We start from the raw sequence: 15,526 nt of genomic DNA, 5'->3' as shown, positions 1-15,526 counted from the left end.
GCGGCCATTGCGCCCTTTGCCTGGTCGCCCGCAGCGGGGCAGTAAAAAATGACTTTACGTAATGGCGAACAGAACCCCGCCGGGTTTACATATTGCATATCAGCGCAAGCGTTACACCACAGCCCCGGCCGGGAATGAATGAAGGTACCGCGCAGCGGCGGAACGGTCTGCCGCACAGGCCCGGAGTGCAGAGGGCCTTTGCGCCCTTTGCCTTGTCGCCTCCTGCGGGGCGGCAAAAACCATAAATGTCAGATTATTTAATAATGTTAATTAATGTTTATTATATAAGGTATTTTTTGAACTGGATTGATTAAAAAATAACTACAATTACAGGCCGGGTCTGGTTAAATTAGCAGATAGAGCTATTTATGGTTTAAATTTCTATAGATCACCTCAGTGAAAATCAGTTTTTTTGTCGGCATAATCTGCTTTTTTCACTGATTTTTAATCAAAACGGGTTGAAATATCTCCGTTAACCGGTCAGAGGGCAATAATTAGAATAAATTGATAATGAAAAGAAAGTAGTATACCGTTAACCTTAATTTTTCCTTAAGGTGATAACATTGTCAGTTCACAAACTGAAACATAATGGCTATCGTATTTACTTTTCAGATGAAGGTAAAACCTTTCATCGCCTGATATCCGCGATGATGAATAATGATATTCAGGGAGAGTATTTAACCAGTGGTAATGCTCTGCGTAATGTCATGATCTTTGAACATGAATCTAAGAAATTTATACTGAAACGTGACAGAGAAGTTGATCAGCGATTTGAAAAGAAATTATCGGCATTATTTTCAGGATCATTTAATCTCAAACTGATTAAGAAAATCGACAGATATAAGCAGGATGTAATTGATATTACTTCTCGTTTGTATTATGTGGCAGAAAAAATAAAGTTTGGCCAGTGTGTCGATTCTTTTTGTGTCTACGAATATGCTGATGGTTATGCACTCAGTGATGAGAATATCAGCGATCACTATGAAGCAGTCGCATCATCAATATTATCTCTTCATCAGGCCGGGCTGGCCTCAAATGATATTCATCCGGCTAACTTTATCTGCAAGCCTGATGGCAAGCTGAAAGTTATTGATTTATCCTGCCGCGGCAGCATTAAAGTGTGTCAGGCTAATGACCGACTGGCTCTGAAGAAAAAATATAATCTTGATATAGAGTCGGGCGGGCTTATTTACTCTTTAATAAAAACAAAAGACAGCCTTAAATATTTTTCCAGAAAAATCCGCGGTAAAGTCTGAGATTTATCGCTGTCGGTCCAGTGCGCCATTGGTGGCGCACTGGCAGAACAGTACTCAGTCACACAGTGACTGCCTGATGGGAAACGGTAACAGCTTCACCGCTGGCTGTGGTCAGGATACTGTCCTTCATATCATCCAGCAGCTGATAACGTCGTTTATATTCAGAGCGTTTTTTACTGGCGATATCTTCGATTTTTTTCCGTTCAATTATCACCGGTAGTTCGAAGGTATTATCATCTTTTAGCGTCCCGCCGAGGGAGAGCCAGAAGTCATTATAACTGGATAGTAATTTACCTTTCTTCCGGTGATAACGGGAGCTTTTAAAGACATGCATATCATCACTGACTGCACAGACCGACTCTGCAGAGAGTAATCCGGAAAAAACTGAGATCACTTCCATCATGATTCGTTTAGGAAACAACCCGCTGGCTGACTTGGTGGCTTCTCTGATGAGGTCACTGGCGCCTTCATTATTTGGCCCCTGAAGCCCGCCAATAAACAGAGTTCTTTTATTATTGATATTCACTATCGAGAAGGTGATCAGTGAAACAGTGTGCCCCTGATAATCCATAATAATCGTTATTTCGCCTTCCCGATCAAAGTTTCCTGGTTTGCAGTAAAGCGTAAACTCTTCACCTTGTTTGCCGGAAAACTGTGCGATACTGACTACCGACTGACTGATAAGGATGTTTTTCAGACTGATATTACTCATAGAATTAATCAGGGAGTAATGATCTGTAATATATTTTACCCGTTCTGCAACTGAGCTTCCTTTTTTCAGATAGACACGGTGATGTTTAGCCAGAATTATCCCCTGAATACTGATTACCTGAGGGTAAATATCAAGGCTGGTAATTTTTTTTATATATCTGAAAGTGGAGACAGGATAGAACAAACTACGCAGGGCAAATTTAGCTCTGAAAACATTATCTTTCCACAGAGGATGGGATGAATTCCCACCAAACAATACCTTTAACGGGCTCATAATCTACCGTATATAGCAATAAAATGGCTTTAAATAAACTTACAGCACCCCATATCAGATATGGCGGTAATCAAAACGCACCGCTATCCGACAGAAAGTAAGCGGATTTTTCTTTTCAAAGAGAATGAGGTGAAGCATACTTATATTAAGAATACATTAACATATTTTAATTGTTCAGTGTGGCAGTTCATGTATCAAAATATGTCAAAAAACAAACATCTTCCGGCGGTCTGACGTACCGTCATGACCGCTATCCGGCGGGGCACCCTGTAAAAACGGGCTCTGTATCCGGTCACGGAGGGACTATCGATTACCTGCAGTTTACGGAAAGTGAACTATCCTTAATTATCACTGTTTCCGCAGACTATTCATCAAAAGGTATATCATGAAATTTAAATCCTCTTTATATATATTGATTCCGGCCCTGTTAAGTGCGTCCCTGCCAGCGATTGCCTGTACCAGCCTGGCAATTACTGACACAAAAGGTGATGTATTCCATGGCCGGACACTGGAACTCTCTGAAGATTTACCCTCCTGGTTAACCTACTATCCGGCAGGTACTGCGTTCCAGAAAAAAGCACCTGACGGACAAAATAGTGTGGCTTACACCGCTAAATACCCGATTTTAGCCATTACCTCTGATGTTTATTTTGATGGCGATGATCATAATATGATGGAAGGTATCAATGCGGCGGGCCTGTCTTTCAGCGCTAATATGGTACCGTCCGCTACTCTGACGCCGCTGCCGAAAACAGAGTATAAGGACTCTGTGCCTGTGACTTCGATCGGCGAATGGGCATTAGCGAATTTTTCAACGGTAGAACAGGTCCGCCAGGCAGTTAACAGCGGGCACTTCTGGTCCCCGGTTCTTGAAAAACTGGGCGGGGTCACTTCTCCTTTCCATTTTGCATTTTATGACAAAAGTGGCGGCAGTATTGTGGTTGAAGCGAATGACGGGAAATTCCGTGTTTATGATAACCCGACCAGAGTGATGACTAACGGCCCTGACTTTAAATGGCATTTGCAAAACCTTAATAACTATACACAACTGACAAATAAAGATCGTTCGGCAGCTGTGCTGGGTAATATTAAAGTGGCTCAGCCCGATAGCGGGATTGCGACCTCTGCGTTACCATCTTCTGATACTTCAGTCGGCCGTTTTGTCCGCGCAGTTTACTACACCACCTATGCCCCGAAATCAGATAATACGGCTACTGCGGTGAATAACCTGGCCCATATCATGAATAATTTCGATCGGGTGAAAAATATTACGACTGATACTATCGGAGAGTTCGGTCCGACCGGTACTGAGTCGTCAGAATATACGGTCTGGACCAGCCTGACAGATCTTTCTGACGGCGTAATGTTTATTCGGGGTTATAACGATATGAACTATCAGAAATTCTCTCTCGCAGAGTATAAAACCAGCAACAAACCGGTATTTAAGAAAATCAACGTACCTGAATAATATACCGCGCCGGGCTGTTATTGTCCGGTCTTGCTGTGGCTATCGTGTTTTCCGGCCAGAATGAAAGTAGCAGAGGGAAAATACATACAGAGGCAGGGCCGGAAGTGATGTCTGAACCTCACTGTCGCCAGGTAAAGGATCTACTCCGTCAGTCCGGGCTGGATATTTCTGTTGAAATACAGCTTTCGTTTACAGGTGTTTTCACTCAGGAATAAAAAACGCGGGGAAATCCCGCGTGGAAAGGCTGATAAAATATATCAGCCATCTTATTATTTATCAGGCCAGTTCTTTGCGGATAATCTCTGCACCGGCACTTAATGCATGCAGTTTAGCGTTAGCGACCTGGCGGGACAGTGGGGCCATACCGCAGTTAGTTGAAGGATAAAGTTTATCAGCATCAACAAATTGCAGTGCTTTACGTAAGGTATTGGCGACGTCTTCCGGAGTTTCAATGCTATTAGTCGCGACATCAATAGCTCCGACCATAACTTTTTTACCGCGGATCAGTTCAATCAGGTCCATAGGAACATGAGAGTTCTGGCATTCCAGTGAAACAATATCGATATTCGACTTCTGCAGTTTCGGGAATGCTTCCTCATACTGACGCCATTCTGTGCCGAGGGTTTTTTTCCAGTCGGTATTCGCTTTGATACCATAGCCATAGCAAATATGAACCGCAGTTTCACATTTCAGGCCTTCGATAGCCCGCTCTAATGCCGCCACACCCCAGTCATTAACTTCATCGAAGAATACATTAAAGGCCGGCTCATCAAACTGAATAATATCCACACCGGCAGCTTCTAATTCGCGCGCTTCCTGATTCAGGATCTTCGCAAATTCCCATGCCAGTTTTTCGCGGCTTTTGTAGTGGTTATCATACAGGGTATCAATCATTGTCATCGGTCCAGGCAATGCCCATTTAATCGGTTGACTGGTTAACTGACGCAGGTACCTGGCATCATCAACGAACACCGGTTTCCTGCGTTCCACTGCGCTGACAACGGTTGGTACACTGGCATCATAGCGGTTACGGATTTTAACCACTTCACGTTTCTCGAAATCAACGCCACTAAGATGTTCGATAAAGGTCGTCACGAAGTGCTGACGGGTTTGTTCGCCATCACTGACGATATCAATACCGGCCCGCAGCTGATCATCAAGGGATAAACGCAGAGCATCTTTTTTCCCTTCGATTAATATTTCATCGTCCAGTTTCCACGGTGACCATAATTTCTCTGGCTGCGCAAGCCATGAAGGTTTAGGCAGACTACCGGCTGTTGATGTAGGTAATAAAATTTTCATTGCAGGTGACCTTATATTTTTAATCAATTAAGCTTTGTAACCAGCAGACCATTGCTCAAGAATAGTGCTGTGCGGTTTGATGAAATATTCTTCAGTGAACTTACCTTGCTCAATGGCTAACCGGCTGCGCTCTTCACGGTCGTAAACAATCGTGGTTAATGAATAATCATCATAATTCAGGCTCGGCTGATACTGCAGTCCGGCTGCTGAGTTAGCGTTGTAAATTTCAGGCCGGTAGATTTTCTGGAATGTCTCCATAGTACTGATGGTGCTGATAAGCTCAAGATTTGTATAGTCACTGAGCAAATCTCCGGAAAAGTAGAAAGCCAGCGGAGCAACACTGTTTTCAGGCATAAAATAGCGAACCTGTAAGCCCATTTTTTCGAAATAGGCATCAGTCAGCGAGTGCTTATTCTGCTGGTATTCAACACCCAGTACCGGATGTGTGTTACCGATGCGGTGATAAACACTTTTACTGGCGACACTCAGACAAATGACCGGTGTTTTTTTAAAGTGATTTTTGTACGCATCAGAATTCACGAAGCTTTTAAAAATGTTACCGTGCAGAACACCGTAATTATCAGGAACGGTGAAATCTGATTTGTTTTTGTTGTGCTCCGGCAACAATACGCTGAAGTCATAGTCGCGCACATAGGAAGAAAAGTTATTTCCTGCAATACCTTCAATCTGCTGACCGGTTTTCTTATCGAGAATATTGGTTTTCAGAATCTCAATCACCGGAAAACTTTCACCCTGTTCTTCGATTTTCATTTCAACAGAGATAATGTCAATTTCGATGGCATAGCGATCTGCTTGCGGGTTATCCCAACTGGCCAGTGAGTTAAAGCGGTTATTCATCATCACGATGGTATTACGCAGGTTTTGCTGGCGGTTATCGCCCCGGGCAAGGTTAGCAAAGTTGGTTGTGATACGGGTGTTTTCCGAAGGATTATAATTCTCATCGAAACGACTTTTTGTAATTGTATAGGTAAAATCTTTATTCATTGTCTGCCTGCGTCCTGAGTCCTGAGATGAAAACCGGCGTTATAGACTGATTTTCCGGAGATTATCGTTACCCCGCATCGCCGTTTTCACATTACCAAAAGTGAATAATATTGCATAATTTATGCCTGACTCGCTGGCAGAGGGGAAGTGATTTAATTTCAACGAACTTGAATTTTTTTCAAGATGAAGTGCAGGAACAGAAAAACCACAGATTGCAGCAGAACGTCGATTATGGCAAGAGAGGCTATAACAGCAAAGCAAAACAGTCCTATGAAATAGCGATAATTCCCGCGAATAACACCGCGCCCGGCCGCACACTGCGGTTATCAGCCCGCTGAACGAGCGCCTTGTCTTCTTTTTCAGGGGCAGGGACGACTTACATTGAGTCCCGTATGACACCATTACCTCTCCGCTCGCGCAGCTGGCGGGATGACCACCACTGGCCGTATTTCTGCGGTGAAATCTTATGATAAGCATATTTTCAGATATCAGAAAAATTGTTGTATTGATGCAGGTGAACCGCGTCATTGAAGAATTTTTGTCGCCAATGTAATGCCCGAGCAGCTATTTCCACATTAGCTAAATTCCGCGATGATCTTTGCAACCTCATCAGGTCATAGCACATCACTGTGCGATACGGTTATTTTTATTTTCTTAATTTGCGATATATCTCGCAGAGGGTTTTTATGCACAATAAAAGCACACTGCTGTTACTGACTCTGTCAGTAGCAGTGTTTGGTGTTATTACCACTGAAATCGCGGTTATCGGCTTATTACCCGGGCTGGTTTCACAACTGCATGTTACGCCGGTACGGGTAGGTTTATTAGTCAGTATCTATGCAATAGTTGTTGCAGTCACCGGGCCGTTTATTACCCTGTCGCTTTCCGGATTTAATAAAAAGAAGGTACTGTTATCCATTCTGGCAGTCTTTATTATTTCTAATCTTATTTATACGACTACGGATATTTTTAACCTGATGTTATTATTTCGCATTTTGCCAGCTCTGGCTCATGCTGTATTTTTTGCAGTGGCTCTGGTTGTTGCAGCAAATTCTGTACCTGAAGCCAAAAGAGCCGGTGCTGCGGCGATAGTCTTTGCAGGTGTTGCTGTCGGTCTGGTGTTAGGGGTACCGCTCAGTGCTCTGATTGCTGAAAATGTTTCTCTGGCGGCGGCATTTTACTTTGGTGCGGCAGCCTGTTTTATAGCGTTTATCGGGGTGTTATTCTTTATTCCTTCCATGCCGGCACGCGAAAAGATGTCATTCAGAACCCGGGTCAGTGTGTTACGCAATAAGAGGCTATGGATGGCAATCATTACCGTTTCTATGATATTTGCGGCAATGTTCTCAGCTTTTAGCTATATCTCTGACTATTTATCCGGGGTTACCAAAATTAATAATAATTATATCAGTGCCATGCTGATTTTATTCGGGGTCTGTGGATTTATAGGTAACTTTATATTCAGTCATTTTCTGCAAAAAAATGTTATTCAGACTACACATTACTACCCTCTGATATTTGGTATTGTTTTACTGTTGGTATGGTGGCTGGGTTTTTCGCCACTGGCAATGTGTTTACTCACTGTTTTCTGGGGTATCTGCCACTCTTCAGGGTTAGTTGTCAGTCAGACCTGGCTAATGGGTGAGGCGAGTGAAGCTCCTGAATTCGCTAACAGTCTGTATATGTCATTTTCTAATCTGGGGATTACTATTGGTTCATTAACCGGCGGGTGGTTTATTGCCCGCTTCGGCACCCATTCAGTCGTATTAAGCAGTATTATTTTTTCGATACTGGCTTTTTTAAGTATTGTCGCGAAAAATCGCGCCGGAAATACCGCCGGAAATACCGCATTATTATTAGCTCAGGACTCATCCAGTGATCAGTAACAGCCGGTGCTCTGACTGGTTATTAGTCCAGTAAGCCATCGGCTGCTGCCTGAAGCAACTCATCAGCCACATAGCGTATTTTTGGTAATAACTGGCGGTTTTTTGGCCAGAGGATACTGACGGGTATTTCTCCTCCGGAATATCCGTTCAGTACTTCTTTTAACTCCCCGCTTTTCAGATGTCTGCCCACCAGCCATAAGGGTAATTGTGATATTCCGCAGCCCGCCAGTACCGCTGACAGCATTCCGTCACCATCCGCAAACTCATGGGTCGCGGGCGGAGTATAGCGGCTTATTTCGCCGTCAGGGTGTTTTAATAACCAGGATAAAGGCTGATGCCTGCGAAAGCCAGTGATGCAGTGATGCCTGTTCAGCTCCTGTGGTGTCACAGGTTCACCATACTGAGCCAGATAATCGGCAGCTGCACAGATAACCAGTTTTTGGGTCGTCAGTCGTCTGGCAACCAGGCCACTGCTGTCAGCGAGTTCTCCTATTCTGATAACCAGATCAATACCTTCTTCGATAGGATCAACAAACCTTTCACTGAAGGTTACGGTTAATGTCAGTTCCGGATAACGGCGTATTATTGTCAGTAACAGGGGCAGGATACGTTGTCTGCCAAATGCTGCCGGTAAATCAACCCGCAACCGTCCGGCAGGCCGGGCAATATGTGAGGTCAGTTCAGCTTCGGCTTGCTGCAGGATGTCGAGGGCATTCTGACAGCTTTGCAGAAAACGTTCACCTTCCGGTGTCAGGCTTAACCGGCGGGTGGCTCGCAGGAAAAGCTTGAGACCGAGGCGGTTTTCCAGACGGCTGACGCTTTTACCTACCGCAGATTTAGTCAGCCCGAGTCTTTCTGACGCTGCTGTAAAACTCCCTAACTGTGCGGTGGTAACAAAAGCGGTAACTCCGCCCAGATGTTCTGTATTTCTCATAGAATGATCCGTCTCTGCCTGAGATAAAGGAGCGGCTGAATGCCTGACGCCGTATAGCTGAATAATACAGAATAATTTCTGCCGGGTAATAATATTCCCGGTCTTCTCCGGCCAGATATGTTAATGATAAGCAAGTTTACAGGGGGTTATTTATACAATCGGGAATCTTAACTATGCATATAATTTGTCAGTTCGGGGATGATTACGCTCTTGCCAGCCACTGGGTTACCTGTCTTAAGCAACAGCTGCCCGGGGCAAAGGTTTCGGTATGGCAGCCCCATATGCCACCGGCCGATTTCGCCATCGTCTGGAATCCTTCTCAGGAAATGCTGGATCAGCAGATTTCCCTGAAAGCCATATTTAATGCCGGGGCCGGGGTTGATGCTATCCGTCAATTGAGGTTGTCTGAGGATATTCCGGTGATCCGGCTGGAAGATGCAGGGATGGCTGAACAGATGAGTGACTATATTTCTCATGCGGTATTACATCACTACCGTGAAATGGATGAGTATGCTGTACAGTCTGAAAAAAAGATCTGGCAGGTACGTTCGCCACGCAATAAAAATGAGTACAGTGTCGGGATCTTAGGTTTTGGTGTTCTGGGACAGGCGGTTGCTGAACGCATACATGCATTAGGTTTCAGAGTAAATGCATGGAGCAGAACCCCCCATAGCAGCCGCAATATTACTTTGTATAGCGGCGATAGCAGATTAAATGATTTTCTGTCAGCCAGCCGGATTCTCGTCTGCCTGTTACCATTAACCCCGTCAACCCGGGGGATCCTGTGTACGGCACATTTTCACTGGTTACCGGATGGTGCTTATATCATTAATGCCGGCAGAGGGGAGCACCTGGTGAATGATGACCTGCTTCAGGCGTTAGACAGTGGAAAAATTGCCGGCGCAACACTGGATGTTGTCGGGCAGGAACCGCTGCCGTCGTATCACCCTTTCTGGCAGCATCATAAAATTCGTATAACTCCGCATATTTCTGCCGCGACTTTACCCGCAGTTGCGGTCAGGCAAATTAGTGAAAAGATTACAGCAATTTTAGCCGGAGCCGGCGTCTCCGGGCGGCTGGATATGTGTAATGGCTATTAACTGTGATCCGCGGTTGTCGTAATAACGGATAAGCCTTCAGGCATCGCCGAACCAGTTATAACCCCGGCTTTTCCAGTAACCACCGGGGGATTGGTCCGTGACGAAAATAGTGGCGATATGTCCGGCATTTTACATTCCGGTTTGACCGGTATCCTCAGGCGCTGCGGATCGCCGAAGTCCGGCGGCAGGGCCTGGCCGTCAAAATCAGGGACCGGAAGGGGTTGCGGGTGTAACGGTATCCTGGCAGAAGAAATACCGTTGCTGATAACCGGCTACCCGGAACGTTATTGTACGGATTGCAGCAGTATCAGACAGCGCTGACTGGTCGTCCTGGCTTGTTGCTGCTGATCGGCGCTCAGCCTGTTCCACTCCTTCACCACTGCATTTCCTGCCGTACTATTATAGTGATACTTCCGCAATGAATAATCGGAATTAGAACCTTCAACGGTTTTTTCCAGTACCCGGGTAAAGTTATCTGCGGTGACCTGTTCTGGCCCGCTTGCAACGGCACACAGTAACGAACGGTAATAATGCATGGTATCTGGCGGAACTGTTTTCGGCCACAGCCAGAGGGAGGCAATAATCATCAGTATCAGCAGCAGGTAAAACTTCCGGCGACGGAACAAAGTGATAGACAGTGACATATTCGGTATTCACAATTTATGCAGGCTAAGAGTTTTGCCGGATAATATCACAGAAAAGTCACATATTTTTAAACCAGTAGCAAATTCCCCCGGTTATGCTGAGCAGGATGTAGCCATATTTATCTGTAAAATCATATTTAAGTAGCAATTACCAGTGTAAATGTTTATCAAATGTTCTGTTTTTGTTTTCAGTATGTATAATTTGGTTTCACTTAAAACCAGGGTGTATACGTATGACCTCGACATCAAAAAAAAAGCCTTTATGGCTCAAAACAGGTAGTTTTTTACTTGGGATAATACTCGTACTGACCGCCATTTTTTTTATTTATGGCGGTATCAAACTGATCTCACTGGGGGGAAGCTGGTATTTTCTGATCTCGGGTATTCTGATGCTGATCAGCGGCTATCTTTTGCTACGCGGCCGTTCTTCCGGGGCAGTGCTTTATATTCTGACCATGGCCGGGACCATTCTATGGGCGCTTGCCGATGCGGGGCTTAATTTCTGGCCGTTAATTTCCCGACTGATGTATCCGGGCGGACTGGCAATTATTGCTTTCTTATTACTGCCTCCTTTGCGCCGTTATGAAAACCGTGCATCGGAGTGGAAAAGTGCTTATCTGTTAGGCTTGCTGTCTGTTGTGGCCTTTGCGGTGTCATTTGGTTATATGTTTGTCCCCCATGATCCGGTGCCATTTGCTGGCCAGCAACAGCCGCTGGTACCTGTAGCCAAAGACCGGATGCAGAAAAACTGGGACAACTACGGTAATACCCCCGGTGGCAGCCGCTTTGTCGCACTGGATCAGATTAACCGGAATAATATTTCAGCACTGAAACCTGCCTGGACTTTCCACACCGGGGATATTCCCCTTAGTCCTGATGGTAACGGTGCAGAAGATCAACAAACACCTTTGCAGATCGGGGACCGTGTTTTCCTGTGTACTCCCCATAACAATGTGATTGCGGTTGATGCGGATACAGGGAAGCAGATCTGGAAAGCTGATATCAACGCCAAATCGTCTGTCTGGATGCGCTGCCGTGGTCTGGCTTATTTTGATGCGACCGCGCCGGTACCGCAGCCAACTGTACCTGGCAGTACGCCACCGGCTCCGGTGGCTACGGTAAATGCCGGAGGCTGTGAACGTCGTATTCTGATGAATACTATCGATGACCGCCTGATTGCGCTGAACGCTGACAATGGTGAATTCTGTGAAGACTTTGGTAACAAAGGTACAGTGAATCTGTTAGCCGGGATGGGCCATGCGCCGGATCCGCAATATGTGATCACATCGGCACCGACCCTGGCGGGTACGACTGTGGTGGTCGGTGGCCGGGTATCTGATAACGTCAGTACGGATATGCCCGGTGGTGTGATCCGTGGGTATGACGTTATCACGGGAGCGTTGCGCTGGGCCTTTGATGCGGGCAACAAGGATCCTAATGCAGTACTGAAAACCGGAGAACATTATGTCAGGAGTACCCCGAATTCATGGGCGCCGATGTCTTATGATCCGTCGATGAATACCGTATTTATGCCGATGGGCAGTTCTTCTGTTGATATCTGGGGAGCAAACCGCACAGCACTGGATCATAAATACGGTGCTTCTGTGCTTGCTGTTGATGCGACCACAGGTAAAGAAAAATGGGTATATCAGACAGTCCGCAATGATCTGTGGGATTTTGATGTTCCTATGCAACCGGGCCTGATTGATTTTAAAACCGGCGATGGCAGTGAAAAACCGGCAGTCGTTGTGGGCACCAAAGCAGGACAGATTTATGTGCTGGATCGTCTGACAGGAAAACCACTGACCAAAGTGGAAAATGTCACAGTGCAGGGCGGAGGGATCCCGGGGGAGCAATACAGCTATACTCAGCCACGTTCTGTCGGGATGCCACAAATTGGTGCGCAGACATTAAAAGAGTCTGATATGTGGGGGGCCACCCCTTTTGACCAGCTGGTATGTCGTATCAGCTTTAAATCAATGCGTTATAACGGACTCTATACCGCACCAGGTACCGATAAATCGCTGAGCTTCCCTGGTTCTCTGGGAGGAATGAACTGGGGCAGTCTGTCTGTCGACCCGGTGAACCACTACATCTTTGTCAACGATATGCGCCTCGGCCTGTGGCAGCAGCTGATCAAAGCCGACCCTGAGGCACAGACTGCGGTGAATACCGGCGGTGAGGCTGTTAATACCGGAATGGGCGCCGTACCGATGAAAGGTGCACCTTATTCGGTGAATAAAAACCGCTTTATGTCTCCGCTGGGTATTCCATGTCAGGCACCACCGTTCGGTACTCTGAGTGCTATTGATATGAATACGCAGAAAATTGTCTGGCAGGTGCCGGTGGGTACGGTTCAGGATACCGGCCCGTTCGGCATTAAAATGGGGGTAAAAATGCCTGTCGGTATGCCAACACTGGGCGGTACGCTGGCGACACAGGGCGGGCTGGTATTTATTGCCGGGACCCAGGATTACTACCTGCGTGCTTTTGACAGCTCAACCGGTAAAGAAGTATGGAAAGCGCGTTTACCTGTCGGCAGTCAGGGCGGACCGATGAGCTATGTTTCGCCGAAGACCGGTAAACAGTATATCCTGATTTCTGCGGGTGGCGGACGTCAGTCTCCGGACCGCGGTGATTATGTGATTGCTTACGCACTGGACAAATAATCATAATACAACCGCCCCCCGAAAGGGGGCGGATTGTATTAATGAAGCAGGAACAGGGTTGCCAGACCGAGAAAGATAAAAAAACCGCCGGTATCCGTCATGGCGGTAATCAGTACGCTGGAACCAATAGCAGGGTCCCGCTTCAGTTTGGTCATTATTAGCGGAATTAATACCCCCATACAGGCAGCAAGCAACAGGTTAAGGATCATAGCCAGCATCATCACTCCGCCCAATGCCAGGTTGTGATACAGCAGCCAGGTTATCAGCCCCATAATACCGCCCCAGAAAATCCCGTTAATTAACGCGACCCCAAGCTCCCGCAGAAACAGAAATGAAAAGTTACCCGGTTCGACCTGATGTAAAGCGAGGGCCCGGACAATCATGGTGATGGTCTGATTTCCGGTATTACCGCCGATACCGGCAACAATCGGCATCAGCGTCGCCAGGGCGACTAAATGGGCAATGGTATCTTCAAACAGACCTATCACCCTTGACGCAATAAATGCTGTACACAGATTAAGTGCCAGCCAGGCCCAGCGATTCTTTACCGCTTTACTGACCGGGGCAAAAACATCTTCTTCCTGACTGACCCCGCCCATTTTTCGGATGCTGGACTCATTTTCCTGATTCACCAGGTCGATAATATCTTCAATCGCGATACGGCCGATCAACCGTTGTTTCGGGTCAGTGACCGCGGCCGAAATCAGGTTATAACGTTCAAAAGCACTGGCGGCATCTTCAGCCTTATCTTCCAGCCGGAAGGTCACCGGTGAGGAATTCATGATATCGCAGACTTTACGATCCGGGGCATTGACCAGAATATCGGTCAGCATCAGTTCACCCAGTAACCGGTTATCACTGTCAGTAATAAATAATTTATCAGTACCCTCAGGAATTTTTCCTTTACGGCGCAGAAAGCGTTGCACAACCCCGAGTCTGATATCACTACGCACGGTGATAAAGTTGAAATCCATCACCCGTGCCACACCATCAACGTCATTTTTGATGATATTCAGCAAGTCGGAGCGTTGTTTCGGGGTCAGCGAAGTCAGCAGCCGTCCGGTCAGGTCGCGTGGCAGAAAACGGGCCAGCCATGCCTGGTCGTCGATATCCAGCGGGGCGATCGCTTGCAGAATATCTTTGTCTGTCATCGGCTCGGTCAGACTTTCCCAGACATTTTCCGACGCTTCAACCAGTACCCGCCCGCGATGTTCAGCCGGGACCATTTGCCACAGTGCCTGGCGGGCATCCTCGGGAAGTGACTCCAGAATATCTGCAATATCAGCAGCATGCAGATTATCGAGATCAGTTGTGAGTTGTTTACAGAGCGGGCCCAGTTGTGGATCGGTAAGGCAGGTCTTTGCCGGGTATTTTAACAGGCCAGTGATTAGCGCCGGGTTATTCAGTAACCCGGTAATAATATTCTGACGTTTTTGCTGCAATGTACGGGTATGAGGTACGGGCATACAACATCCTCTGTTAGAAACCAGCGTGGTTAATCCGGCGCAAGATATAATTAATCATAAACGAAAATATAAACAGACGGGCCGGGAAGTGACGGAAAACAGTGATGAGCTGCTGCAGATGAGGTCCGGACGGACTAATAATAATGATCCCTGCCTCCGGCACGCAACGCTGCCGCAAATGAGACAGGGCAGAGTCACTTATTTGATAGATGTTTTCTGAGCCAGCAGGGTGGCAAAGCGCATACGGATACGCTGACCATTAGCATCAGTTTTATGCAGTTCACCGTGGTGTTCATTATATTTCAGAATATGCCAGTTACGATAATAATGGCTTAACTCCCCGGATTTAAAGGTAAAAGGAAAATCCAGCGGGCAGGGAGTATCAGTGGTATCCATAGCTGCAACAATCAGGTTAAAGCCTTCTTTTGCAGTGGATGCCTGCATATCGGCAATCAGTTGCGGGATGGTCTCAGGCTGCAGGAACATCATTACCACGGTCGAGATGACTAACTGAAAGCTGCCGTTAAACCGGTGGTGGTTTACATCGATATTTTCACAGCGAATATGGGAAAGCTGTTCCTGATCGATCATCTGTTGCAGATGAGCCAGACTGGCCGGATTATTATCCCAGCCAGTAATATCAAAGCCATGGGCGTTAAGGTATAAGCTGTTACGTCCCCGCCCACAGCCAATATCCAGTGCTTTCCCGACCGTTAAACGGGGGAGTGCTTCCCGCAGCTCGGAATGGGGAAGTGAGAGCTGATACTTCTCTGCATAATAGTTATCAGGCCGGAGAGAGTGCTTATCCATG

12 protein-coding genes are annotated in these 15,526 nt (G+C 46.6%); 5 read left to right on the top strand and 7 right to left on the bottom strand.

Annotation, left to right across the window (positions count from 1 at the left end):
* Positions 1–563 precede the first annotated feature (563 nt).
* On the top strand, positions 564–1,256 hold the full coding sequence (locus JK216_RS15665) for a lipopolysaccharide core heptose(II) kinase RfaY (protein WP_212709660.1): 693 nt from the start codon (positions 564–566) through the stop codon (positions 1,254–1,256).
* Positions 1,257–1,314: 58 nt separating this feature from the next.
* On the opposite strand, the gene JK216_RS15660 is transcribed toward JK216_RS15665, so the two are convergent.
* Positions 1,315–2,241 carry a VirK/YbjX family protein gene (locus JK216_RS15660; RefSeq protein ID WP_212709661.1) on the bottom strand — a complete coding sequence of 309 codons (927 nt, stop codon included), beginning with the start codon at positions 2,239–2,241 and terminating at the stop codon, positions 1,315–1,317.
* Between the two features lie 382 nt (positions 2,242–2,623).
* On the opposite strand from JK216_RS15660, the gene JK216_RS15655 reads away from it, so the two are divergent.
* Positions 2,624–3,709 (top strand): linear amide C-N hydrolase, encoded by a 1,086-nt coding sequence (locus JK216_RS15655; protein ID WP_349290170.1) that lies wholly within the window; start codon positions 2,624–2,626, stop codon positions 3,707–3,709.
* A gap of 276 nt (positions 3,710–3,985) precedes the next feature.
* Here JK216_RS15655 and JK216_RS15650 read toward each other — a convergent pair whose 3' ends face one another.
* The gene (locus JK216_RS15650) at positions 3,986–5,011 is read right to left on the bottom strand and encodes a methionine synthase (protein ID WP_212709663.1); all 1,026 of its coding nucleotides are present in this window, start codon (positions 5,009–5,011) and stop codon (positions 3,986–3,988) included.
* Between the two features lie 27 nt (positions 5,012–5,038).
* Entirely contained in the window at positions 5,039–6,016 is a 978-nt protein-coding gene (locus JK216_RS15645; RefSeq protein WP_212710907.1) for a DUF1852 domain-containing protein, read from the bottom strand.
* 686 nt (positions 6,017–6,702) lie between these two features.
* On the opposite strand from JK216_RS15645, the gene JK216_RS15640 reads away from it, so the two are divergent.
* A complete protein-coding gene (locus JK216_RS15640) occupies positions 6,703–7,902 on the top strand; it encodes an MFS transporter (protein WP_212712084.1) in 1,200 nt (399 codons plus the stop codon).
* 22 nt (positions 7,903–7,924) lie between these two features.
* Here the strand turns inward: JK216_RS15640 and JK216_RS15635 are convergent, their stop codons facing one another.
* Positions 7,925–8,836 carry a LysR substrate-binding domain-containing protein gene (locus JK216_RS15635; protein ID WP_212712083.1) on the bottom strand — a complete coding sequence of 304 codons (912 nt, stop codon included), beginning with the start codon at positions 8,834–8,836 and terminating at the stop codon, positions 7,925–7,927.
* A 173-nt stretch (positions 8,837–9,009) separates the two neighbouring features.
* Here JK216_RS15635 and JK216_RS15630 point away from each other — a divergent pair, with 173 nt between their 5' ends.
* Entirely contained in the window at positions 9,010–9,936 is a 927-nt protein-coding gene (locus tag JK216_RS15630; RefSeq protein ID WP_212709667.1) for a glyoxylate/hydroxypyruvate reductase A, read from the top strand.
* A 284-nt stretch (positions 9,937–10,220) separates the two neighbouring features.
* Here JK216_RS15630 and JK216_RS15625 read toward each other — a convergent pair whose 3' ends face one another.
* Complete coding sequence (locus JK216_RS15625) at positions 10,221–10,580, bottom strand: hypothetical protein (RefSeq protein ID WP_212712082.1); 360 nt, start codon at positions 10,578–10,580, stop codon at positions 10,221–10,223.
* A 233-nt stretch (positions 10,581–10,813) separates the two neighbouring features.
* Between JK216_RS15625 and JK216_RS15620 the strand changes: the two genes are divergently transcribed.
* The gene (locus JK216_RS15620) at positions 10,814–13,249 is read left to right on the top strand and encodes a glucose/quinate/shikimate family membrane-bound PQQ-dependent dehydrogenase (protein ID WP_212712081.1); all 2,436 of its coding nucleotides are present in this window, start codon (positions 10,814–10,816) and stop codon (positions 13,247–13,249) included.
* 38 nt (positions 13,250–13,287) lie between these two features.
* Here the strand turns inward: JK216_RS15620 and mgtE are convergent, their stop codons facing one another.
* Positions 13,288–14,715: a magnesium transporter gene (gene mgtE, locus JK216_RS15615; RefSeq protein ID WP_212709258.1), complete on the bottom strand. Its 1,428-nt coding sequence runs from the start codon at positions 14,713–14,715 to the stop codon at positions 13,288–13,290.
* Between the two features lie 198 nt (positions 14,716–14,913).
* Positions 14,914–15,525: a tellurite resistance methyltransferase TehB gene (tehB, locus tag JK216_RS15610; protein WP_212709259.1), complete on the bottom strand. Its 612-nt coding sequence runs from the start codon at positions 15,523–15,525 to the stop codon at positions 14,914–14,916.
* Between the last annotated feature and the right edge of the window lies 1 nt (position 15,526).

Source organism: Tatumella sp. JGM94, from assembly GCF_018257595.1.
Classification (GTDB): domain Bacteria; phylum Pseudomonadota; class Gammaproteobacteria; order Enterobacterales; family Enterobacteriaceae; genus Tatumella; species Tatumella punctata.
Note: the sequence above shows the minus strand (reverse complement) of the source record. Positions and strands in the feature narration are given on the sequence as shown.